Raw genomic sequence first — 22,193 nt, 5'->3', positions numbered from 1 at the left:
TCACCGAGCGGCGACGTTCACGCGATTTCGTCCGGCGCGCTTGGCCTCGTACAGTGCCTGATCGGCCCGGCGGACCAGGGTGGCCGGGCTCTCCGAGCCGTCCCAGGCCGCGATGCCGGCGGAGAACGTCCGCCCGTACGGTGTCCGTGCTCGGAGATCCGAGACAAGTGCCTCGGTCTCGGCGGGGGAGAGCCCGCTGATCAGGACCGTGAACTCCTCGCCGCCGTAGCGCGCGATCAGGTCGTGCGGGCGCAGGGCGGCGCGCCATGCCGCGGCCGCGTCCCGCAGGAGCGCGTCGCCGGCGGGGTGGCCGTACGTGTCGTTGTACTCCTTGAAATAGTCGATATCGATCATCGCAACCGACAGCGGCACGCCCGGCCGGGCGTGCCGGACCGCCTCGGCCAGCGAGCGGTCCCACGCCCGCCGGTTGGGCACGCCGGTCAGCGCGTCGTGGTTGGCCGCGCTGCTGAGGCGGTCGATGCCGACGGAGACGCGGCGCCGCATCAGGCGGCTGACCTTCGCCACCAGCAGCAGGGCGACCACGAGCAGGCCGCCGATCGTGAGGAGGCTGAGCCGCGACCACCGGCGGGAGTCGGCGTGGTAGTCGCGCGCCACAGTGACGTCCTGCGCGCGCCAGAACTCGACGTCGGCCTTCAGCGCGTCCCAGAGTTCCTCGCCGCGGCCCGCGTTGAAGATGTCGGCGTCGGCCTGCCCGTCACTGACGAGAGGCGCCGTGACCTGAAGATACGCGGTCCAGGTCGACTCGAACCGGGCCAGCGCGGCGTCGTCCGCGGCGCGCAGCGGCAGCGCCCGATACGCGGTGAAGTACGCCCGCATCTCGGCCTGCTCGGCGGACATCGAGGCGACCGTCTCCGTCCGTTCCGGATCGCCCGGATCCAGGGCGAGGTACTCCCACTGTTCCTTGCGGTACTTGTTCATCAGGCCGTCGATCCGACCGATGAGGTGTGCGCCGGGGACGCCGACCTCGGCGACGTAGTCGATCCGCTGCGTCGCCGCCCAGAGCTGCCACGCCGACACGCCGGTGGGGACCAGCATCAGAATCACCAGGAGCGCGAGGCTGAGACGGTACGCCCGCGCCAGGGTCGAATGCATGAACCACCAGATCGGCAGTCACCGCCGGAAGTGCGGACTTCCGGCGGTGACGTCGGTCATGTTCCCGGCACGAGGTGCATGGTCTTGCCGATGGGATCGATCTCGAAGGTCAGCAGCCCGAGTTTGACCACGGGCAGTTCGTTGACGATTCCGGCGGCCTCGCCGAGGGAGTCGGCCACGAGAAAGAAGACGACGCCGGGCGGGTCGCCTTCCTTGAGGGCATACTCGGTCACCACGCGGTGACGGATGAGATCCCAGGCGGTCGTGGAGAAGTGGTTCTCGTCGAAGAAGCGCACCAGCTGTTCCCGGGTCACGCCGTCGGCGGCCCGGGAGTTCGCGAGAAATCGCATACGGACATTGGAAACGTCGCCGGCTGTACCCGCATCATCCCGGCGGGGTGACGGGTAGTGCTAGCACTACCCCCGACAAGGTGGCTAAGGGGATCGGCGGGGGCGCCTCCGGTCCCTAGCGTCTAGGGCATGACCACGACTCAGCTCGATGTGGCGCTCACCCCCGCACCGGCCGTGCGCATGCTGTCGCGACTGGGTGCTGACACCCGCTACGTTCTCACCGGGTTCCCGGCCGGCCTGGGCGCGCTGATCGTCTGCGCGACCGGCGCGGCGGTGGGGATCGGCCTGGCGGCGGTCGGGATCGGGGTGCCGATCTTCTTCGCCGCGATGATGGCGGCACGGGGCTTCGCCGCCGCGGAACGGGAGCGGACCGGCCTGCCGGAGCACAGCTACCGGTCCACGGCCTCGCCGTCGCTCTGGCGCCGCCTGGCCGAGGTGCTCCTGGACCCGCAGTCCTGGCGTGACCTCGCGCACGCCTCGCTGCGCTTCATCCCCAGCACGATCGGGTTCGCACTGGTGGTGGCGTGGTGGGCCGGTGTCGCCGGCGGTCTCGGCTGGTCGCTGTACGGCTGGGCGCTCCCCGGCGACAACCTGCCCGAACTGCTCGGCTTCAACGACTCGTACTCCACCGGCGTGATCTTCTACCTGGTCGTCGGCGCCGCGTTCGCGGTCACCCTGCCCGGGGTCGTCCGGGCCGCCGCCGAGCTGGAGATCCGTTTCGCGCGCGCCCTGCTAACGCGAAGGCGCCCTCCGCGGGTCGCGGAGGGCGCCTGAGACCGCCGGTGTCAGACCTGCTGCGTCTCCGTCGTGGACGGGTGCAGCTCGGCCGTCGTCTTGGAGACGAAACGTCCGGTGCTCGTGCTCCGGTCCACCTCGTGCGTCTTGTCGCGGTCGTCGCCGCCGACATGTTCGGTCGCGGTCCCGCGGGGGTCGCGGTCCGCGGTGCTCTCCTTGACGAATCGGCCGCTGCGGGCGCTGCGATTCACGTCGTGGCCGTTGTCAGCCATCGTCCAGGACCTCCTCGATTTCGTCGTCCCCCGTTGTCTGCCCTTTGCGGACGGGGCGAAACAAATTCATCGGTCGCGGACGACGACTCCCAGCGTGTGTGCCATCGCGGCGGCGGATTCGGCCAGCTGGACGCTGGTGATGAGCGCGCCGCGCAGCGCGTCCCAGCCCTCGGCGATCTCCAGCTCGCGGGCGCCGCGCAGGTCGAGCTTCTTGACGGTCGCCTTGCCGAACCGGGCCCGCCGGATCGCCGAGCCCGGGAACGTGACGCCGGCCAGGGTGGCGTCGCCGAAGTCCACCTCCGACAGGTCGCAGTCGCGGAACTCGACGTCCTGGAGCCGGGCGCCGCGCAGGTTCAGGCTGTCGATCTTGCAACCGTGGATCGTCACCCGGCGCCACTTCGAGCTGTACGCCTGCACGCCCGCCAGGACGCCGTCGAGGATCTGCACATCGATCAGGTCGGACTCGGCCCAGCTGCCGCCGATCCAGCGGGACCGCGCGATCCAGACGTCGTCGAGGCGGGCCCGGTCGAAGTTTCCGCCGGTGAAGGTCACCACGGTCATCGCGCTCTCCGCGAACCGGGCGCCGCCGGCGTTCGCCCCGTCGAACTCGACGTCGTCGAAATGGATCTCGGTGTAGTCCTCACCCCGATCCAGCTCTCCGGCCTCCCAGGGCTGTAGATAACGGGCATAGGGGAGCGACGCGAGGTCCGGTACGACGGGCACAGAGGCAAACTACCCGCTGATCCAGTGATCGAGGGTGGCGCGCAGCTTCTCGGTGTCGATCGGCTTGGCGAGGAAGTCGTCCATCCCGGCCTGCAGAGCGCGCCGGCGGTCCTCGGCGAGCACACCGGCGGTCATCGCGATGATCGGCGTGTGCTGGTTGGGCTGCTCGCTGTGGCGCAGCTGCTCGGTCGCCTGGTAACCGTCCAGCTTGGGCATCTGGCAGTCCATCAGGATGGCCTGGTACTCGTGGCTGCGGGCGAGTTCGACCGCCTCGGCGCCGTTGGACGCGATGTCGGTCTCGTACCCGAGGGTGGCGAGCGTGTCGACGGCGACCATCTGGTTGATCTCGTTGTCCTCGGCGAGCAGGATCCGGCCGCGGCCACCGCGCGCGTCGGCCGGCGGGCCGGAGACCTGGCCGGGCGTGCGCACCGGCCCGGCCGTGAAGTGCGCCAGCAGATGGTTGTAGAGCGTCGACGGCCCGACCGGCTTGGCGAGCACGTCCACGCCCGGCCGGTCGGCCTGCGACGTCTCGGCGGACGGGTCGCGGCTGAGCAGCACACACAGCGGGTCCGGGCTGATCTCGACGTCCGCGTTGATGTCCGCGCTGAGCGACACGGCGTCCAGGTTCGGCGGGCGGTGGTCGAGGACGGCCACGTCGTACGGCTCGCCGCGCTGTGCCGCGGTGCGCAGCCGGACCAGCGCCTCGCCGGCGGTGGACGTGGTGGCGACCTGCATCCCCCATGTGTGAACGTGTTCGGTCAGGAACCGGCGGCTGGTCGGGTTGGCGTCGACGATCAGCAGCCGGTGTGCGGTGAGCCCGTCCCGGTCCGGCCGGGTCTCGCCGGTCATGTGCTGCCCGGCGGCGGTGAGGGGCACCGTGAAGGAGAACCGGCTGCCGTGACCGGGCTCGCTGTCGACCTCCAGCTGGCCGCCCATCAGCCCCACCAGCTGATGGCTGATGGTCAGCCCGAGGCCGGTGCCGCCGAACTGCCGGCTGGTGGTGCTGTCGGCCTGCGTGAACGGCTCGAACAGCCGGGCCAGTTGGGCGGGCTCGATGCCGATGCCGGTGTCGGCGACGCTGAACGCGAACCGGCGGCGCCCGTCGCCGGCGGCGCCCTGCGGGTCGACCCGGATGACGACCTCGCCCCGGTGGGTGAACTTGACCGCGTTGCCGACCAGGTTGAGCAGGATCTGGCGAAGCCGGCCCTCGTCGCCGCGGACGGTCGAGGGCATGTCGGCGGGGTAGTACGCGAGCACCTCGAGGGACTTCTCGCGGGCCGCGGCGGCGCCGGCGTTGGCGACCTGCTCGATCAGCCCGCCGATGTCGAACTCGTCCTCGATCAGCGTGATCTTCCCGGCCTCGATCTTCGAGAAGTCGAGGATGTCGTTGATGATCGCGAGCAGGGCGCGTGCCGACGCGCGGATCGACTCGCCGTACCGCCGCTGCAGCGGCTGGAGCTGGGTGTCGAGCAGCAGTTTGGTGAGGCCGATGACGCCGTTCATCGGGGTACGGATCTCGTGGCTGACCATCGCGACGAACTGGGACTTGGCGTGCGCGGCGGCGAGCGCCTGGTCGCGGGCCGTGGCCAGGGCCTGCTCGGTGCGGCGCCGTTCGGAGACGTCGCGGATCGCGGCCGACACCAGCATGCCCTCGTCGGTCTCCAGGGGCGCGAGGCTGACCTCGACCGGGAACTCGCTGCCGTCGCGGCGCACCGCGCACAGCTCGCGGCCGTGGCCCATGCTGCGCGGTGCGGGATCCTCCAGGTATCTGCGCAGGCCGTTGGCGTGGCCGTTGCGCAGCAGGGTCTCCACCGGGCGCCCGATCAGGTCGTCGCTCGGATAGCCGAACAGGTGCTCGGTCTGGTGGTTGATCAGCTGGATGGCGCCGGTGGCATCGAAGATCACCATGGCGTCCGGCGCGCTGAGGACGAGCTGCTGGAAGCGCTTCTCGGCGAGTTTGGCCTCGGTGACGTCGCGGGCGACCGCGTAGATGCCCCGGCCGCCGTCCGCCGGGGTGGCGTTCCAGCTCAGCCAGCGGTAGGTGCCGTCACGGCGGCGGTACCGGTTCTCGAAGGAGATCGTGGGCTGCAGCCCCTCGGTGATCGTCCGGCTCTGGCGGAGTGTGCGGTCGATGTCGTCCGGGTGCACGAAGGCGATGAACGGCCGGTCGAGCAGCTCCTCGACGGCGTACCCGAACGTCTGGGTCCAGGCCGGGTTGACCCGGGTGAAATAGCCGTCCGGCGAGGCGATGCAGAGCAGGTCCTGCGAGAGCGTGAAGAAGTGGTCCAGCTCGTCGGACATCCGGCGGCGCTCGGCCTGTTCCCGGTCACGGTCGGTGAGGTCGCGATAGGTGACGATGATCATGCTGACCCGGCCGTCGGCGTGCACCGGGCAGACGGTGGCGAGCACCGGGAGCAGCTCACCGTCGCGGTGCCGCACCTCCGTCGAGAAATCATGGCCACGGGAGGCGTTCAGCAAGGCGTCCAGGTCATGGCCACGGTCCGCCTCCGCCTCCGGCGGCCACCAAGGGTACGGGGGACGGAGCCCGACCACCTCGTCCACGGGGTAGCCGGTGATCTCCGCCCAGCGCTGGTTCGCGCGCAGCACCGTTCCGTCCGGCGCCAGGGCCAGGACTCCCTCGATCAGCGCCGTCAGCACGGTGTCGTTGAAGTCGCGCTGCCCGCGCAGTTCGGCGATCACCCTCTGCCGGCGGGCGTCCGCGTCGTTGAGCATGTACCCGGAACGCACCAGCACCACATAGAGCATGAGCAGCAGGACGCTGACGACGATGTTCGCGGGCATGCTCTCGATGCCGCCCCGCGTCCGGACCAGCAGCGCGAGAGAGAGACCGATCAGGATCACCACGCCGGCGACCGCGGGCGCGAGACGGCGTACCGTGCGCCCGCCGAGCAGGCGGCTGCCGAACACCTGCACCGCCAGGCCGTTCGGCCGGGCCGCGGTGACACCGGCGGCGAGCAGGAGCAGGCACAGTTGGGTCGGTGGCGGGGTCATCCTGGATTGGATCTCCCAGTACAGCGACGGGAGCCCGAACAGCGACGCCATCGTGCCCACCCCGATGACCAGCGCCGCCGCGGCGGCCAGCAACTGGGACGTCAGATGGCCCCGTCTGGCGTTGAGATCCAGCGTCAGCAGGCTCAGCGAGATCAGCAGGAACGCGATCGGCGAGCGCATCGGCCGGGGCCCGATCCGGGGCGGCCCGATGTCTCCCAGCTGGGCGAAGGGATTCGCCGTGTCGAACAGGCCGGCCGACACCGCGACCAGGGCAATGCCGATCATCACCAGCGCGGCCGCGCAGCCGGCCCAGCGCCGCCATCCGGCGACCGGATCCGATCCCAGGAAACCGAGCGTCACAGCGCCGGCGCACGTCAGAACCGCGCCGGTCGGCGACATCTCCGACCCGTCGACGATCAGGCCGGCCGGGATCCGGCCGCCGGAGAGATGCCCCGTCAACGTCAGCATGCCGAGGAGGCCGGCCGCCACCAGCGATGTTCTCCAGATCAGCACGCGGTACCGGCCGGTCCTCCCCAAAGAAACCGTCACGGTACTAGCGTCACGAATAAAATGCGAAAAGTACGGTTATTTGCTGAAGTCTCGGAGAAGACGTGACCGTTGTGCCGCTCCCTTCGCTCGATGAGCCGTTCGCCGGCGCCCTCTCCCGGCTCGGGCACGAGCTGCGTGGCCCGCTGTCCGGCATCGCCGGGCTCACCGGTCTGATGACGCGTAAGTTGTCGCAGGGTCAGGCCGATCCGGAACAGCAGGCGCGCCAGCTGCAGATGATCAACACGAGCGCGACCGACCTGATGCTCACCGTCGAGCGGGTCGTCGCCCTGGCCCGGGCCGCCACCTCCGCGCCCGGGCGCTGCGACGAGCCGATCGACCTGACGGACCTCGCTCGCCGCGCGGTGACCGCGACCCGCGACCTCGCCGGCGCCCGCGGCCGTGACGTCCTCATCGACACCCCGGCGGAGCCGGTCCTCGTGCTCGCCCATCGTGACGACGCGCTGCAGGCCCTCACCGAGCTGCTCGACAACGCGCTCCGCTACACCGATCACCCCGACGTCCGGCTCGCCGTCCGGCCCGCGACCGTCGAGGTCAGCGACCGGGGTCCGGGCCTGAGCGCGGAGGACCAGCGCGTCGCGTTCCTGCCGTTCGAGCGCGGGTCCGCTGCGGGCGAGAGCGGTGCCGGAGCGGGCCTCGGCCTCTGCCTGGCCCAGCGGCTCGTCCACCGCTTCGGCGGCGCCCTGACGATGCGGACCTCACCGGACGGCACCACCTGCACGATCGCCTTCCCACCGTACGGAGAAGCCGATGGCCACGGTCCTGGTCGTTGACGACCGCGCCACGAACCGCGAGGTCGCCCGCCTCACCCTCGACGACGGCGGCCACGAGGTGATCGAGGCCACCGCCGGCCGCGAGGCTCTCGACCTGGCCCGCCGCCTGCATCCCGACGTGGTCCTGGCCGATGTCGTGATGCCCGGCATGGACGGGTACGAGTTCGTCTCCCGGCTGCGCGCCGACGCGCAGACCGCCGACATCCCGGTGCTGCTCTACACCGCCAACTACCGGCCCGACGAGGTGGAGTCGCTCGCCGAGGCGTACGGGGTGACCCGCGTCGTCTCCAAGTCGGCCGACCCGCACGATCTGCTCGACGCCGTGGAGCACGCGTTGCTGGCCGAACCGGTCGCCGCCCGGGACCTGCCCGCCGACGTCGGCGCCGAGCACCTGCGCACGGTCAACGCCAAGCTCGTCGAGAAGGTCCTCGCCCTCGACGAGAGCGAGGCGCGTTTCCAGGCACTCGCCGACGTGTCGCCGGTCGGCATCGTCTCCGGCGGGACGGACCTGGAGGCCACGTACATCAACCCGCGCCTGGCCGACATCACCGGGCTGGCGGCCGACCGGCTGCTCGGGCAGGGATGGATGTGCAGCCTCGGCACCGAACCCCGGGAACAGCTGCGCCGCGACGGCGTGCCGGACGGGCAGGCGGTGTATTACGGCGAGATCGGACCGCGATGGCTGCAGACCGTCGTCCGGCCGATCGTCGACGACGAGGGCCGGACCGCCGGGTTCGTCGCCACCGTCGACGACGTCACCGCCCTGGTCCACGCCGAGCAGCACCGGCACGCCGAGGAGCGGCGCCGCATCGCCGAGCGCTTCGACAGTCTCGCCCGGCTCTCCGGCGCGATCGCGCACGACTTCAACAACATGCTCAACGTCATCCTGTCCTTCGGCGAGTTCACCACCGAGGCGCTGCGCGACGCCGTCGGCCACCCGCTGACCGGCGACGTGGCCGAACCCATGCTGGACGACCTCGACCGGATCTCGCATGCCGGCCGGCGCGCCGCGCACCTGGCGCACCAGCTGCTCACGTTCGGCGGCCGCGAGGTCGTCAAACCCGCCGTGCTCGACCTGCACGCCGTCCTCGACGAGGTGATCGGCATGATCCGCGGCACCGCCGGCGACCGGATCACCATCACCGCGGTCCTGGCGCCGGGCGTCGGCAACGTCGTCGCCGACGGTACCCAGCTGATCCAGGTGCTGCTCAACCTCGCCGACAACGCCCGCGAAGCCATGCCCGGCGGCGGGACACTCACGTTCACCGCCGACGCCACCGCGGTCACGCCCGGCCCGGCGACCGGCAAGCAGGCTCTCGAGCCGGGCGACTACGTGCGCATCTCGGTGCGCGACACCGGCCAGGGCATGACGCCCGAGGTGCTCGACCGGGCGATGGAGCCGTTCTTCACGACCAAGCCCAAGGGGCACGGCACGGGGCTGGGGCTGGCCACGGCGTACGGGCTGGTCCGCCAGGCCGGCGGTGACCTGGTCCTGGAGTCCGGGCCGGGCCGGGGCACCACCGTGCACCTCTACCTTCCCGCCACCGACGAACCGGTCGCCGGCCCGCCCGCGCCCACCGCCACGGCCGGCGGCGGAGGGCAGACCGTCCTGCTCGCCGACGACGAGGACGGGGTACGCGAGGCCGCCCGCCGCATCCTCACCAGGGCTGGGTACACGGTGCTCACCGCCACCGACGGCCGGCACGCCCTCGGCATCGCCCGCGAACACCCCGGCCCGATCCACGTCGTCCTCTCCGACGTGGTCATGCCCCGGATGAACGGCCCGGAGCTGGCCGGTGCGCTGCGGCAGGTCCGCCCCGGCACCCGCGTCCTCTACATGTCCGGTTACGCCGACCCGCTGATGACCGAACAGGGCCTGCTCGACCCCTCGGTGACCGTCGTGGGCAAGCCCTTCACCGCCGAACAACTACTAACCGCCATCCACACCGTCCTACCAAAATAACCCCACCCTTCCGTGTGGAGTTCGGCCCCGCTCCGCACCCCAACTCCACACGCATCGTCGTGTCACCTTGTGTGTGGAGTTCGGCCTCGCTGCGCACCCCAACTCCACACGGGTCGTCGTGTCGCGTTGGGTGTGGAGTTCGGCCTCGCTGCGCACCCCAACTTCACACGCATCGTCGTGTCGCGTTGTGTGTGGGGTTCGGCCCCGCTGCGCACCTCAACTCCACACGCGTCGGCATGACACTCTGGGGGTATGAGCTTTGAGTCGGTGTCGCCCGTGCTGCCTGTCGGTGATCTGGACGCGGCTCTCGACCGCTACCGGCGGCTCGGGTTTCAGGTGCGCGCGTTCGACGGCCCGGAGCGGTACGGGTTCGCCGACCGTGACGGCGTGTCGCTGCACCTGTCCGAGTCGGACGGGCACGACCCGCTGAGCACCGCGGCCATGGTGTACCTGTACGTCTCCGACGCCGACGAGGTGCACCGGGAGTGGTTGCGGGCCGAGGTCGGCGGCCGGCTGCGCGAGCCCTGGGACACCGGTTACGGGCTGCGCGAGTTCTCCTACGTGGACCCCGACGGCACACTGCACCGGGTGGGCTCGCCGCTGCCCGGCCGAGGCTAGCTCAGCCTTCCGTGGGCCAGAGCTCCACCGCCCGCGCTGCCGCGTCGCGGATCAGCTGCCCGTCCACCTCGGCGGTCGCCTCGGTGATGCCGTGCGCCGGCCACTGGCACACGAAGGTGACCGGCCCGGCCGGGGGAAGCGGCCACACCCAGTAGCTCATGTCGTAGCGCCGGCCGCCCCCGCCACCGCCGTCCCGGGTCAGGATCGGCCCGGTCCGTTCCTCCTCCGGAAAGTCGGACGGAAAGTCGGACGGAAAGCCGGACGGAGAGTCGAACGGGTGGTCGCCGAAGTTGGCGGCGGCGCTCCCGTCGGCGAACTGCACACCCAGCCGCAGGAACTCCGGCCCGGGTGACTCCTCGTCGAGAAGCTCGGGGTGGAAGGCGAGGTGGAACAGCCGTCCCCGCCGGTCCTCCTCCCGCATCAGCATCGTGAGCGTGAGGCAGAACCCGTTCGGGTACGCGATGATCCCGCCCAGCCCCACCGCGGTCGTCTCGCTGCGGGCCAGCAGGACCTCCGCGGGCACCGCCGCCCCGAGCGTCGTCTCCGGCTTCATCCACCGGGGGCGCGTGTGCGCCGGGGCGGGCTCGGGCGTCCTCGGCGGCGGAAATCGATCGAAGAAGTTCACGCCCGGAAGCCTGCCACCCCGGTCTCCCGCAGCGCCAGGGCCAGCAGGTCCGCCAGCCCGCGCTCGTCCACCTCGTCCCCGGCCACCGCCTGCCGCACGACGTCCAGCGACGGCTCCCGCCGGAGCGCCCACGCCGCCGCCTCGCCCTTGGAGCAGTGCACGCCCTCGACCGCGAACCGCCACATCCGGCACGCCGTGACGACCATGAAGACGGCGTGCTCACGGTCGTCGGTGAGCCCCTGCCACACGGTCAGCCAGTGCCGTCCCCGCTCGGCGACCCACTCGTGCGGCACCGGCCCGATCACCCCGGCGGGGTCCGCTCCTCGCAGCGCGCGCCCCTGCGCCCGCGCCATGGACAGCTCGGCGAGCAGGTCCGGCTCGGCCGGGACCGACCGCGAGACCTCGAAGTCATGCGAGGCGCCGTCGTGCCGTCCGATGTGCAGCTCAAGGGCGGGCGCGCGGCCCGGCGTGCGAGCCACCTCGGCCGTCACCACGTGCAGGTCGATGGCGGCCGCCTCGCCGGGGTCCGCCTCCCGGACCACCCGCGCCAGGGACTAGGCCTGGTCGTCGTCGATGCCGCCGTCGACCACGACGAGCAGGTCGATGTCACTGGACCCGGGCCGGAACCCACCGGCGGCGAGGGACCCGTGCAGGATCACCGCCCGGGTCCGCGCGCCGAGCACCCCGGCGATCCGGTCCGCGAGCCGCTCAGCCGCCTCGATCACCCGGCAAGGCTATCCGTGGCCGGTTCCGTGGTGAGCACGGATGTGGTCCGTACCGCGGATCGGCGACGCTGGAGCGGCAACCGGGAACGACCGCGAGAGAGGGAACCGAGATGACCGACACGAACTTCACCGCTGAGGAACGCGCCGCCATGAAGGAGCGCGCCAAGGAGGTCCGGTCCGCCCGGCGCGGTGCGAAGGCCGGTGACGGTGAGGCCGAGATCCTGGCGAAGATCGCCGAGATGGCCGAGCCGGACCGGGCGATCGCCGAGCGGATCCACGCTCTCGTCAAGGAGAACGCGCCGGGTCTGACGTTCCGCCTCTGGTACGGGATGCCCGCGTACGCCGGCAAGGGCGGCAAGGTCGTCTGCTTCCTCCAGCCCGCCGGGAAGTTCAAGGCCCGGTACGCCACGCTCGGCTTCAACGACGACGCGCAGCTCGACGAGGGCACCGTGTGGCCCACCGCGTACGCGATCACGCGCCTCACCGCCGACGACGAGGCCCGGCTCGCCGAGGTGATCAGGAAGGCGGCGGGCTGACCGTCTCCTCGACGTCGAGCACGAACCGCGACCCGCCCGCCGGGCCGGGCTCGTGGTGGATGTCGGCCCGGTTGGCCTGGGCGAGCCCGCGCACGATGTACAGCCCGAGACCGGTGCCCTTCACGGTCCCGGCGTCCCGGTCGGCGCGGGCCAGGCGCTCGAACAGCCGGTCCCGGAACTCCTCGGGCACGCCTGGGCCGCCGTCCTCGACGGTGATCTGCACCCGGCCGCCGTCGCAGGTCACGTGGATCGCGGTCGCCCCGCCGCCGTACTTGGCCGCGTTGGAGAGCAGGTTGACCAGGATCTGCTGGAGGTGGCCGGGGTGGAACAGGATCGTGGCGTCCGGCCCGTACACCGGCAGGGTCTCGCGGTCCACCGCGGCGAGCGCGTTGAGGATCTCGTCCCGGACGGCCAGCTCCCGCCGTTCGGCGCCGGTCAGCCCGGCGTCGATGGTCACCATCGCCAGGACCTCGCGGACGATCTCGTCGAGCCGCCCGGCCTGCCGGACGATCGCGTCGACCACCCGCGTGCGGTGGTTGTCACTGAGCGCCGTCCAGTCCTCGGCCAGGATCTCCGCGTTGCCCTGGATGGTGGTCAGCGGGTTGCCGATCTCGTGGCCGAGCATCCCGATGATGTCGAGTTTGAGCTGGTTGGCCGCCTCCAGCTCGCGGTTGCGGTCGGTAAGGGCGGCCGACACGGCGTCCCGGGCGCGCTCGGCCGCCCGCCGCGCGGAGATGTCGGAGGTCACCACGATCAGGTGCCGGGGCCGGTCCTCGCTGTCGCGCACCAGCGAGACGGTGGCCTCGATGTCGAGCCAGTGCCCGTCGGCGTGCTGCACCCGTGCCTCGTGCAGGTACGACTCGGCGTCACCGGCAAACAGCGCGGCCACCAGGTGCCGGCTCCCGGCCAGTTCGGCGGAGGAGGGCAGCGCGGTGAGCTCGGTGACGGTGCGGCCGACCATCCGGGCGTACGCCGGGTTGGCGTCGATGATGCGCCCGTCCAGGGCGCAGACCAGCTGGCCGACCGCGGAGTTGACGAACTGGGCGCGGAACCGCTGCTCGCTCTCGGCCAGGGCGATCTCGGCGGCCCGGGCCGCGGTCACGTCCGTGTTGATCTCCAGGACCCGGGCCTCGCCGGGCTCGGTGTGGTGCAGCACCTGGCGGCTGAGCACGCTGACGGTACGGCCGCCGGCGGTGAGGTGCCGCAGCCGCCCGCTCCAGTGGCCCTCGCGGATCAGGGCGTCGCGCTGGTCCGCGCTGGTCGTGCTGTCCGGGAACCCGGTGGCGAACAACCGATGGGTGATCTTGCCGAGTGCGGCGTCCAGCGGCCAGCCGTACAGGTCGCCGGCGCCGCGGTTCCACCACAGGATGGTGCCGCACAGGTCCCGGACGATGACCGCGGCCGGGATCAGCTCGAGCAGCCGGGCCTGCTGGCGCAGCTGTGCCTCGGCTGCCCGGCGCGCGGTGATGTCCTCGACCTGGTTGACCGCGTACCGGGCGGCGCCGCCCTGATCGCGGACCACGGCGACGCGCACCGCCACCCAGATCAGGTGGCCGTCCTTGTGCCGGTAGCGGCGCTCCGCGCTCACCGTGTCCCGGTCACCGGCGATCACCTGCTTGATGTACCCGGCCGTGGACGCGCTGTCGTCCGGATGCTGCAGGTCCGCGAACGTCATCGAGGTCAGCTCGTCGGCGCTGTACCCGGTGATCGCGGTCATCGCCGGGTTGGCCTGCAGGTACCGGCCGACGTCGCCGGGTTTGAGGCTGAGCAGCGTCACGCCCAGCGGCGAGTTCTCGAACGTGAGCCGGAACCGGTTCTCGCTGTTCTCCAGCGCGGCCAGGGCACGGGTGGTCTGATCCAGCAGGCCGGCCATGTCCGCCGCGTCGTCGGCGTGCCGCAGCGCCGAGCTCAGGCTGTCGGCGAGCAGCGCGAGCTGCTGCTCATCGATCTCGTCGAAGCTGTCCGGCTCGGCGGCGGAGATCTTCAAAACGCCGATCACCGTACGCTCGGCGTGCAGCGGCGCCACCATCATCGCGCCGATCCCGAGCCGCCGGCACAGCGCGTTGTCCACCCGCGGGTCGGTACGGGTGTCGGTGCAGTGCGCGGCCTTGTCCTGGCGCAGGACCAGCCCGGACAGTGTCCCGTCCAGCGGCAGCCGGGTGCCGAGCGCCTCCTCCAGCCGGCCCGCCGAGGCGACGTACAGAAGGTGGCCGTCGTCGAGCATCTCCACCGCCGCGCCGTCAGCCGCAGGGAACAGCTCCACCGCACGCCGGGCGACCACCCGCAGGGCGGCGTCGCGGTCGGCCGCCGCCGCGGTCACCTCCCGCTGGACGGCCAGGGTCCCCTTGAGCCGGTCCAGCTCCCGCGCCGCGGCCGCCTGTGCCTTGCGTTCGGCGGTCATGTCGAGCAGCTGGACGATCGCGGTGGCCGGGCCCTGCTCGTCGGCGACGACCGAGGTCTGTGACAGCGCGATGACGTGCGTGCCGTCCGCCCGTATCAGCGTCGACTCGCGGACCGCGCGGGGGTGCTCCCCGCCGGCCAGCACGGCCAGGCTCTCCTCGATCTCCGCCACCGGCCGGGTGTTGATGTCGCGGATCGTCAGGTCCGGCCCGCGCTCCGTGTCGTACCCGAGCAGCTGGTGGAACGCCGGATTGGCCATCAGGACCCGGCCCCGGTCCGCGCCGCGCAGCCCGACGACGATCTTCGCGATCGGGCTGTGGTCGAACACCTCGGCGAACCGGCGCTCGCTGGAGGCCAGCTGGTCGACGTCCTCGGCGTGCCGCAGCGCTCCGCTCAGCGCGTCGGCCAGCAGCGTGAGCAGGGCCTCGTCGCCGGCGTCGAACGCGAACCGGTCCGCGCTGCCGACCATGAGCGCGCCGAACGGGGTGCCGCCGGGTGCCCGCAGCGGTGCGATGACGAGCGAACCCGTACCCGTGCTCTCCGCCAGCCGCCGGCTGATCCGGGCGTCGTTGCCGGTGTCGACGCAGCGCAGCGTCGTGTTGGCCGCGACCGCGGCACCGGCGAGCGTGCCCGCCAGCGGGATCGCCGCGGTGGTCATGTCGTGCAACCGCCCGGTCTGGGACGCCACCCGCAGCGCTCCGGCCTCGACGTCGATCAGCAGCACCGTGACACGGTCGCCGGCCGGCAGCACCTGCAGGGTGCGCTCGGCCATCAGCCGCAGCACCGCGGCCCGGTCGCCGGCCACCGCGGTGATCTCCCGCTGCACCGCGATCGTGGTACGCAGCCGTTCGGACTCGCGGGCCAGCACGGGCAGCGACAGCGAGGCCGTCCCGGCGCCGGTGCTGTCCAGGATCTCGCCGACCAGGTACGCCCCGCCGTGCTCGTCGCGCACGACGGCGTTGCGGGTGGAGACCCACAGCCGCGTCCCGCCGCGGGACAGCAGCACCCGCTCGGCGGCCGCCTCCTGGATCTCTCCGCGGATCAGCGCGTCGATCAGTTCGGCCGCCGCGGGCCGGTCGTCGTCGGTGAACACCTGCGAGCACCGGCGCCCGATCAGCTCCGCCCGGTCGTACCCCAGCAGGGCGCAGAACGCGTCGTTGACCTCGGCCACCTCACCCGGCCCGCCGGGTACCACCCGCACCACGATCTTCGGCACCGGGCTGCTGGTGAACGCGTGCGCGATCAGCGCCAGCGGGCGGAGCTGGAGGCCCATCACACCTCACCGTTCGGCGGGAAGCCCGGCGATGTGAGCTACATGCGTGACGTCGGGGAACGACCCGTCGCCGAACAGGACGCGCGCGGCCAGAGCTCGCCCGGCCCGGCCGCGCAGCAGTGCCACCGCCGCCTCGGTCGCGGCCACCGACCGCAGCCCGCCGAACGCGCGCCGCATCGCGAGCCGCCCGCGGAACCGCGCCCGCAGGGCCCCGCCGTCATAGCCGCGCAGGACGTCCTGATCGCCGGTACGCAGGTATTCGACGGTCACCGACGCCGCGAGTGCGGACAGCCGCAGGCAGGGATCCAGGCCGCCGGCGGTCAGCGGTGACACCGCGCCGGCCGCGTCGCCGACCAGCAGGCCGTCGGGGCAGGCCAGCCGCCGCAGCACCCCACCGACCGGGATCGGGCCGCCGCGCCGCTCGAGGGGTCCGGCGGCCGCTGTGCGCCCCGGTGCGTCCACCGCGAACCGGTCCAGCAGGTGCCGCACACCGGAACGCATGGCACCCTCGGTGCCGGCGACGCCGACATGGGCGTGCCGGCCGTCATCGATCACCCAGCCCAGATAGCCGGGAGCCACCCGCGGATCGAGCACACAGTGGAACGCGGGAGGTTCGCTGTCCGGCGTGACCGGGTGGACGATCTCCGCGCCGATCAGGAGCCGCCGGTTCACCCCGAGGCCCAGGTCGCGGGCCACCGTCGAGCGGGCGCCGTCCGCGCCGACGACGAAGCGCGTTCTCACCGGTTCGGCGCCGGCAAGACGGAGGAGACCTTTGGTGAAGTGCTCATACCGTACGCCTAAACGCACTTGCGCCCCCGCAGCCGCCGCCGCGTCGCTCGCATGGAGATAGACGGCCGCCATGTCCGCCACCCGGAACTCGTCGCGATCGCTCCGCAGGTGGATCGGCGCCCTGCGCGACGGCGGATACAACAGCACATCCCGGACACCCGGGCCCAGCAGGTGTTCCGGCAGATCGAAGTCGTCCAGCGTGCGCCGCACGAAGATCCCGGTCGTCCGGATCCCCGCCGTCAGGGTCCGCCGGCGGTCCACCACCAGCACGTTCAGGTCCCGCTCGGCCAGCAGGCGAGCCGTGTGCAGCCCGGACAGGCCCGCACCCACCACCACGACGTCGAAACTCCGCATGCCCGCCGACGCTAGGTGCTGATCACGCCGGGAGCGCCGCCGTGCACCGGACCTGCTCGGTACCTGCACACTTCGGCCTTACATTGATGGTTCCACCCCTCCGTCGAAGCAGGGGGAACCGTGACCGAGATCCTCACCCCCGACCAGACACAGACACTGCGGCTGCTCTGCGACACCGTCGTGCCCTCGCTGTCGCACCCGGACGACACCGACGGCTTCTGGGCCCGCCGCGCCACCGACGTCGGAGCCGACCACGGCGTGCTCGCCCTGCTCGCCGGCCTGCCCGGCGACCAGCGCGCGGCGATCGGCGGGCTGCTCGACGTCCTCGCCGCGCAGGGCTTCGGCCCGCGGGCGACCCAGGCGACCCGTGAACAGATCCTCAACGCCCTCTCGATCGCCTCCGAGGACGCCGCGGCCGGAATCGCGGCGCTGACCGGGCTCGTCCTGCTGATGACGTACGGCATCACCGACGAGAGCGGCAGCAATCCGAACTGGGCACGCCTCGGCTATCCCGGCCCGGTCACGCCCGCACCCGAGCCGGACCCGCCGCTGATCACGCCGCTGCGCCCGGACGGCGATCTCACCCTGCACGCCGACGCCGTGGTGATCGGCTCGGGGGCCGGCGGTGGCCTGATCGCCGGGCGCCTCGCCGCCCGCGGCGCGCGTGTCGTGGTCCTGGAGGCCGGGCGCTACCGCACCGAGGAGGACTTCCACCAGCTCGAGCTGGCGGCGTACCGCAACTCCTACTGGCGCGGCGGCCCGACACCGACCGGCGACCACAACCTGACGCTGATGGCCGGCGCCGGGCTCGGCGGCGGCACGGTCATCAACTGGACCAACTGCCTGCGCACCAGGGACCGGGTACGCCACGAGTGGGCCACCGAGCACGGCCTGACCGACGTGGACACGCCCGCCTTCGACGAGCACCTGAACACGGTCTGGCGTGAGCTGTCGGTCACCGACCAGTGCTCCGAGTTCAACCGTGTCCACGAGGCCATGCGGCGCGGTGCCGCCGCGCTCGGCTGGTCGTTCGCCACGGTCAACCGCAACTGGGACGTCAAGCGGCACGACCCCGCCGTCGCCGGCCACCTCGGCTTCGGCGACCGCTCCGGCGCCAAGCGCTCCACCCTCAAGGTCTATCTGGAGCCGGCCGTGCTCGACCACGGCGCGCGCGTCGTGGACGGCTGCCGGGTGACCCGGGTCCTGGTGGAGAACGGCCGCGCCGCGGGTGCCGAGGGGCGTACCGAGGCCGGAACGGTCACCGTCCGCGCCCCGATCGTCGTCGTGGCGGCCGGCTCCCTGGAGTCACCCGGCGTGCTGCTGCGTTCCGGCATCGGCGGCCCGGCGGTGGGGGACCACCTGCGGCTGCACCCCTGCACGGTCACCATGGGCGACTACGGCACCGACATGCGGGCGTGGTGGGGACCGCCGCACGCGGCCCTGGTCGACGAGTTCGCCACGGCCGAGGACGGTCACGGGTTCCTGATGGAGAGCGTGCAGTACACAACAGCGCTCGGCGCGTCCTCGGTGCCGTTCACCTCGGCCGCCGAGCACAAGGAGGCGATGGCGGGCTACCGGGACAACGGCTCGTTCATCGGCCTGATCCGCGACCGCGGCCACGGCCGGGTGACGCTCGACGCCGCCGGGCAGACGGTGGCCTGGTACGACCTGGTGGACGATCTCGACGTACGCAACACGCACCGGGCGCTGGCCGCGCAGATCCGGCTGCACCACGCCGCCGGGGCACGGGCCATCCGGGTCCTGGCCCAGGGCATACCGCAGTGGACCGAGGGCGAGGACCTGGACGCCTACATCGCCGAGGCGCAGCGGCTGCCGTTGCGCGCGGGCGGCGCGACCCTGTTCTCCGCGCACCAGATGGGCAGCTGCCGGATGGGCGCCGACCCGGCGACCAGCGTCGCCGGCCCGCACGGCGAGCTGCACGACACGCCGGGCGTGTGGATCGGGGACGGATCCGCGTTCCCGTCCGCCGCCGGCACCAACCCGATGATCACCATCATGGCGCTGGCCTCCCGGACAGCCGCTCACATCCTCTCCTAGAGAGAACGTTCGTTCTCCCTAAGGCCTCACCCGCCGGCCCGGCGCCACCACCGCTCGGCCTGGCGGGTGTCGCCCTGCTTGGCCAGCAGGTCACCGAGGTTGTTCATGGCCGTGAGGCTGCCGTTCTCGGCCGCCGTGCGGTACCAGTGCTCGGCCTCCTCCGCGTCGCCGTGCTCCTCCAGGAAGCAGGCCAGGTTGTTCATGGCCCGGCTGTGGTCCAGGCCGGCGGCGGCGCGGTACCACCGCTCGGCCTCGCCGGCGTCGCCCCGCTTCTCCACCACCAGGGCGAGACCGTTCATCGCGTCGGCGTGTCCCTGCGCGGCGGCGGCGCGGTACCACTGCTCGGCACCGGCGGTGTCGCCGCGCACCTCCTGGATCCAGCCGAGCTCGAACATGGCCGAGGCGTCGCCCGCGTCACCGCCGGGCCGCAGGCCGCGCTCCGCCCGGCGCCACCACCGCTCGGCCTCGCCGGTGTCGCCCCGGTCCGCCAGCACCGCGCCGAAGCAGATCATCGCGCGGGTGTCGCCACGGTCGGCGGCACCGTGGTACCAGCGTTCGGCCTCGGCGAGGTCGCCGCGCTCGGCGGCCGTCCACCCGAGATTCCACATCGCGCCGGCGTGACCGTCCTCGGCGGCGGCGCGCCACCACAGGTCGGCCTCACGCCATTCGGCGCGCTCGGAGAGAAGGAAGGCGACGGTGTGCTTGGCGTCGGCGCTGCCGCGCGCCGCCGCCGCGCGGGCCAGGCTCTCGGCCCGCTCACGGTCGTCGTGGATCAGGTACGCGGTACGCGCGACGGTGTTCAGCTCGCCGGGGGAGTTCCGCAGCTCGGTGGCGATCGCCTCCCAGGACCGCTGCGGCAGCCCCGGCGGGAGACGGCCGGTCAGGCGGTCCAGCACGTAGTCGTGGACGGCGACCGTGCTGTCGTCGGGGCTGCGGGTGAGCAGCCGGGCGCCGGCGACCGGTGCGGGGGAGGCGGGTGCGCAGGCCCAGGCGAGCGCCTCGTCGAAGAGGCCGTCCGGTGCGTGGACCGCGAACAGCTCCCGCGCGAGCCCGGCGGGCATCGGCCGGGCCATCCCGGCGCGGTACCAGTCGGCGCACGCGCGTACCAGCGCCGGCCCGTGCTCCGGGGCGTCGTCGCTGGCGAGCCGGTCGAGGAGTTCCGGGCCGCCGGACAGGTACTCGCCGAGGCCGAGTCCGCGGCGGAGCCCGGCGGCGATGTCGCGGTAGTTCGCGTACAGCTCGGCGGCCTGGTGACGGTCGTTCTCGTCCCAGCCGGTGAACGCGACGAGGCCGCCGGGCTCGGGCAGGTCGAGGACGTCGCGGCCGGGCAGGCACAGCTCGCCGCGCGGTGCGATCTGGTCGTACGCGGCGGTCCGGATGGTGGCGATGACCCGGGTCCGCGGTATCTGCAGGATCCGCCGCAGCAGCGGTGCGGTGACCCCGGCGGCGATGTGCCGGTCCAGGTCGTCGAGCCAGACGATCGCGGCCGGCGGGATCGAGTCCCGGTCCAGCAGGGTGGCCAGCGCGCCGGGCCGCTGCACCGGGATGACGACCGGGTGCTCGCCGTACAGGCGGCGGGCGTGTTCGGCGACCGAACGGGACTTGCCCGCCGCCGAGGGTCCGCGCACCAGGACGAACCGGTGTCCCTGCAGCGCCTCCCGCAGCGGGCGGTCGAGGCGGTGGCGGGTCGCGTACGGCAACTGGCCGGCGACGGCTTTGCGGGGAGTCCGCACACCGAGCCGGGCGACCTCGACGGTGGCCAGGGCCTGCCACCGGTTGCCGGCGGTGCCGTACGCGTACTCCCTTATCGCGTCGAGCCCCGCGGGCCGTCCCCAGCGCCACAGCAGCGCTCCACCGGCGGCGACCATGACCGCCACCGCGGCGGCCGCGCCGAGCATCCGCGACCCGGCGGCCGCGCTGCCGCTCGCCACCATGGCGACGAGCAGAGCGGCACCGGCGAGCACGAGCAGCCATCCGCAGAGCACGGCGACCGGCGACGCCGAGGTTGCGTTGCGGGTCACCCTCCCATCGTGAGCTATCTATAAGATCGTCAGCCAGTCCGCGCCGCGGCCGTCTTGCCGGAGATGCCCGCCCGGGACCGCATGGCGCCGGCGCTCGCGGCGACGAAGACCGCCAGCAGCACCGGGATCCACAGCGCCGCCGGCAGGCCCACCACGGTGGCCGCGGCGCCGATCAGGACCGGGCCGAGCAGGAATCCCACGTACCCGATGCTGACCACTGTCGACAGCGCCCGCCCGGACCGTTTCGGATCCTGGTTGCCGGCGGCCGAGAACACCTGCGGCGCGATGCCCGACAGCCCCGCGCCGAGCAGCCCGAACCCCACCACACCGGCCCACGGGTGGTCGAGCGCCAGCGAGACGCCGAGCCCGGCGGCGGCCAGCAGCCCGCTCCACCGGACGAGGCGGACCGGGCCGAGCGCGACCACGAGACGGTCGCCGAAGATCCGGCCGGCCGTCATCATGATGGCGAAGGCCGCGTAGCCGTACGCCGCGAAACCGGCCGACGTTCCCAGGTCGTCCCGCAGGTAGACCGCGCTCCAGTCGGCCGCCGCGCCCTCGCCGACCAGCGTGCACAGCACCAGCACACCGAGGAACACCAGCAGCAGCGACCGCCGCGCCGGCGCCTCCGCCTCGGGTGCGTCGTCGTCCGGCACCGGCGCGCCCGGCAGCACCCACCACGCCGACCAGGCCGCGAGCGCCAGCACGGCCGCGCCGACGACGAGGAACGTCGGCCCGGCACCGATGCCCAGGTGCGCGAAGACGCTGCCGGTGATCGCGCCGAGGAAGCCGCCGATGCTGTAGATCGCGTGGAACGACGACATGATCGGCCGGCCGAGGGCCCGCTGCACCTCGATCGCGTTGGCGTTCATCGCGATGTTCAGCGTCCCGTGCACCGCGCCGAACGCGAACAGCGCGAGCGACAGGATCACCAGGGTGGGGCTGTATCCGGGAGCGATCAGCAGCAGCCCCTCCAGCAGGGCAGCCGGCACGAGCACCCGGGAGCTGCCGTAGCGGTCGGTGAGCCGGCCGAGCAGCGCCATGCCGAGGATGCACCCGGCCGCGAACGCGAGCAGCGCGAACGTCAGCCGCCCGTCGCTGAGCCCGAGCCTCTCCTTGATCGCGGGGATGCGCGCGGTCCAGGTCCCCAGGGCCGTTCCGAACAGCAGGAACGCCAGTGAGGTGGCGACCCGTCCCCGTCGTATCGCGTCCATCGAGGGGCAACGTATCGCGCCGGGCCGCGCGCCCGCCACGGGGCGGCACGGTTCCGGAACCGCCGGTAACGTCGG

18 protein-coding genes are annotated in these 22,193 nt (G+C 72.5%); 6 read left to right on the top strand and 12 right to left on the bottom strand.

Features of this window, described 5'->3' with window-relative positions; genetic code table 11:
* Entirely contained in the window at positions 1–1,113 is a 1,113-nt protein-coding gene (locus AB0M02_RS38930) for a GGDEF domain-containing protein (RefSeq protein WP_364236632.1), read from the bottom strand.
* A gap of 56 nt (positions 1,114–1,169) precedes the next feature.
* Entirely contained in the window at positions 1,170–1,463 is a 294-nt protein-coding gene (locus AB0M02_RS38925; protein WP_364236630.1) for a hypothetical protein, read from the bottom strand.
* 129 nt (positions 1,464–1,592) lie between these two features.
* Between AB0M02_RS38925 and AB0M02_RS38920 the strand changes: the two genes are divergently transcribed.
* On the top strand, positions 1,593–2,237 hold the full coding sequence (locus tag AB0M02_RS38920) for a sensor domain-containing protein (RefSeq protein ID WP_364236627.1): 645 nt from the start codon (positions 1,593–1,595) through the stop codon (positions 2,235–2,237).
* An 11-nt stretch (positions 2,238–2,248) separates the two neighbouring features.
* On the opposite strand, the gene AB0M02_RS38915 is transcribed toward AB0M02_RS38920, so the two are convergent.
* The 3 genes from AB0M02_RS38915 to AB0M02_RS38905 form a co-directional block, all read right to left on the bottom strand.
* Complete coding sequence (locus AB0M02_RS38915) at positions 2,249–2,470, bottom strand: hypothetical protein (RefSeq protein WP_364236624.1); 222 nt, start codon at positions 2,468–2,470, stop codon at positions 2,249–2,251.
* A 66-nt stretch (positions 2,471–2,536) separates the two neighbouring features.
* A complete protein-coding gene (locus AB0M02_RS38910; protein WP_364236622.1) occupies positions 2,537–3,193 on the bottom strand; it encodes a pentapeptide repeat-containing protein in 657 nt (218 codons plus the stop codon).
* Positions 3,194–3,202: 9 nt separating this feature from the next.
* On the bottom strand, positions 3,203–6,754 hold the full coding sequence (locus AB0M02_RS38905; protein ID WP_364236619.1) for a PAS domain S-box protein: 3,552 nt from the start codon (positions 6,752–6,754) through the stop codon (positions 3,203–3,205).
* 62 nt (positions 6,755–6,816) lie between these two features.
* Here AB0M02_RS38905 and AB0M02_RS38900 point away from each other — a divergent pair, with 62 nt between their 5' ends.
* The 3 genes from AB0M02_RS38900 to AB0M02_RS38890 all read left to right on the top strand — a co-directional run bounded on the left by AB0M02_RS38900 (position 6,817) and on the right by AB0M02_RS38890 (position 10,126).
* A complete protein-coding gene (locus AB0M02_RS38900) occupies positions 6,817–7,545 on the top strand; it encodes a HAMP domain-containing sensor histidine kinase (RefSeq protein ID WP_364236616.1) in 729 nt (242 codons plus the stop codon).
* Complete coding sequence (locus AB0M02_RS38895) at positions 7,523–9,508, top strand: response regulator (RefSeq protein ID WP_364236614.1); 1,986 nt, start codon at positions 7,523–7,525, stop codon at positions 9,506–9,508. The genes AB0M02_RS38900 and AB0M02_RS38895 overlap by 23 nt, the downstream gene beginning before the upstream one ends.
* A 252-nt stretch (positions 9,509–9,760) precedes the next feature.
* Positions 9,761–10,126 (top strand): VOC family protein, encoded by a 366-nt coding sequence (locus AB0M02_RS38890; protein ID WP_364236612.1) that lies wholly within the window; start codon positions 9,761–9,763, stop codon positions 10,124–10,126.
* Between the two features lies 1 nt (position 10,127).
* On the opposite strand, the gene AB0M02_RS38885 is transcribed toward AB0M02_RS38890, so the two are convergent.
* From AB0M02_RS38885 to AB0M02_RS38875, 3 genes are read right to left on the bottom strand one after another with little or no spacing between them, the layout of a single operon-like run.
* A complete protein-coding gene (locus AB0M02_RS38885; protein WP_364236611.1) occupies positions 10,128–10,751 on the bottom strand; it encodes a hypothetical protein in 624 nt (207 codons plus the stop codon).
* A complete protein-coding gene (locus tag AB0M02_RS38880) occupies positions 10,748–11,293 on the bottom strand; it encodes an aminoglycoside adenylyltransferase domain-containing protein (RefSeq protein ID WP_364236609.1) in 546 nt (181 codons plus the stop codon). The genes AB0M02_RS38885 and AB0M02_RS38880 overlap by 4 nt, the downstream gene beginning before the upstream one ends.
* Positions 11,294–11,305: 12 nt before the next feature.
* Positions 11,306–11,476: a nucleotidyltransferase domain-containing protein gene (locus tag AB0M02_RS38875; RefSeq protein WP_364236606.1), complete on the bottom strand. Its 171-nt coding sequence runs from the start codon at positions 11,474–11,476 to the stop codon at positions 11,306–11,308.
* 110 nt (positions 11,477–11,586) lie between these two features.
* On the opposite strand from AB0M02_RS38875, the gene AB0M02_RS38870 reads away from it, so the two are divergent.
* Entirely contained in the window at positions 11,587–12,012 is a 426-nt protein-coding gene (locus tag AB0M02_RS38870; RefSeq protein ID WP_364236603.1) for a DUF1801 domain-containing protein, read from the top strand.
* Here the strand turns inward: AB0M02_RS38870 and AB0M02_RS38865 are convergent.
* Positions 11,993–15,685 (bottom strand): PAS domain S-box protein, encoded by a 3,693-nt coding sequence (locus AB0M02_RS38865; RefSeq protein WP_364236601.1) that lies wholly within the window; start codon positions 15,683–15,685, stop codon positions 11,993–11,995. The genes AB0M02_RS38870 and AB0M02_RS38865 overlap by 20 nt on opposite strands.
* Before the next feature lie 6 nt (positions 15,686–15,691).
* The gene (locus AB0M02_RS38860; protein ID WP_364236599.1) at positions 15,692–16,828 is read right to left on the bottom strand and encodes an NAD(P)/FAD-dependent oxidoreductase; all 1,137 of its coding nucleotides are present in this window, start codon (positions 16,826–16,828) and stop codon (positions 15,692–15,694) included.
* Positions 16,829–16,948: 120 nt separating this feature from the next.
* Between AB0M02_RS38860 and AB0M02_RS38855 the strand changes: the two genes are divergently transcribed.
* Positions 16,949–18,886: a GMC family oxidoreductase N-terminal domain-containing protein gene (locus tag AB0M02_RS38855; protein ID WP_364236597.1), complete on the top strand. Its 1,938-nt coding sequence runs from the start codon at positions 16,949–16,951 to the stop codon at positions 18,884–18,886.
* Positions 18,887–18,912: 26 nt separating this feature from the next.
* On the opposite strand, the gene AB0M02_RS38850 is transcribed toward AB0M02_RS38855, so the two are convergent.
* Complete coding sequence (locus tag AB0M02_RS38850) at positions 18,913–20,907, bottom strand: tetratricopeptide repeat protein (protein WP_364236595.1); 1,995 nt, start codon at positions 20,905–20,907, stop codon at positions 18,913–18,915.
* A gap of 29 nt (positions 20,908–20,936) precedes the next feature.
* Entirely contained in the window at positions 20,937–22,118 is a 1,182-nt protein-coding gene (locus AB0M02_RS38845; protein ID WP_364236593.1) for an MFS transporter, read from the bottom strand.
* Positions 22,119–22,193: the final 75 nt, after the last annotated feature.

This window comes from Actinoplanes sp. NPDC051861, assembly GCF_040681145.1.
GTDB lineage: Bacteria > Actinomycetota > Actinomycetes > Mycobacteriales > Micromonosporaceae > Actinoplanes.
This window is presented reverse-complemented; position numbering and strand designations above follow the sequence as displayed.

Coding starts and splice junctions, on each gene's coding strand:
- AB0M02_RS38860 (WP_364236599.1), bottom strand. CDS start 16,828: ATGCGGAGTTTCGACGTCGTGGTGGTGGGTGCGGGCCTGTCCGGGCTG.
- AB0M02_RS38895 (WP_364236614.1), top strand. CDS start 7,523: ATGGCCACGGTCCTGGTCGTTGACGACCGCGCCACGAACCGCGAGGTC.
- AB0M02_RS38890 (WP_364236612.1), top strand. CDS start 9,761: ATGAGCTTTGAGTCGGTGTCGCCCGTGCTGCCTGTCGGTGATCTGGAC.
- AB0M02_RS38925 (WP_364236630.1), bottom strand. CDS start 1,463: ATGCGATTTCTCGCGAACTCCCGGGCCGCCGACGGCGTGACCCGGGAA.
- AB0M02_RS38920 (WP_364236627.1), top strand. CDS start 1,593: ATGACCACGACTCAGCTCGATGTGGCGCTCACCCCCGCACCGGCCGTG.
- AB0M02_RS38865 (WP_364236601.1), bottom strand. CDS start 15,685: ATGGGCCTCCAGCTCCGCCCGCTGGCGCTGATCGCGCACGCGTTCACC.
- AB0M02_RS38915 (WP_364236624.1), bottom strand. CDS start 2,470: ATGGCTGACAACGGCCACGACGTGAATCGCAGCGCCCGCAGCGGCCGA.
- AB0M02_RS38845 (WP_364236593.1), bottom strand. CDS start 22,118: ATGGACGCGATACGACGGGGACGGGTCGCCACCTCACTGGCGTTCCTG.
- AB0M02_RS38870 (WP_364236603.1), top strand. CDS start 11,587: ATGACCGACACGAACTTCACCGCTGAGGAACGCGCCGCCATGAAGGAG.
- AB0M02_RS38930 (WP_364236632.1), bottom strand. CDS start 1,113: ATGCATTCGACCCTGGCGCGGGCGTACCGTCTCAGCCTCGCGCTCCTG.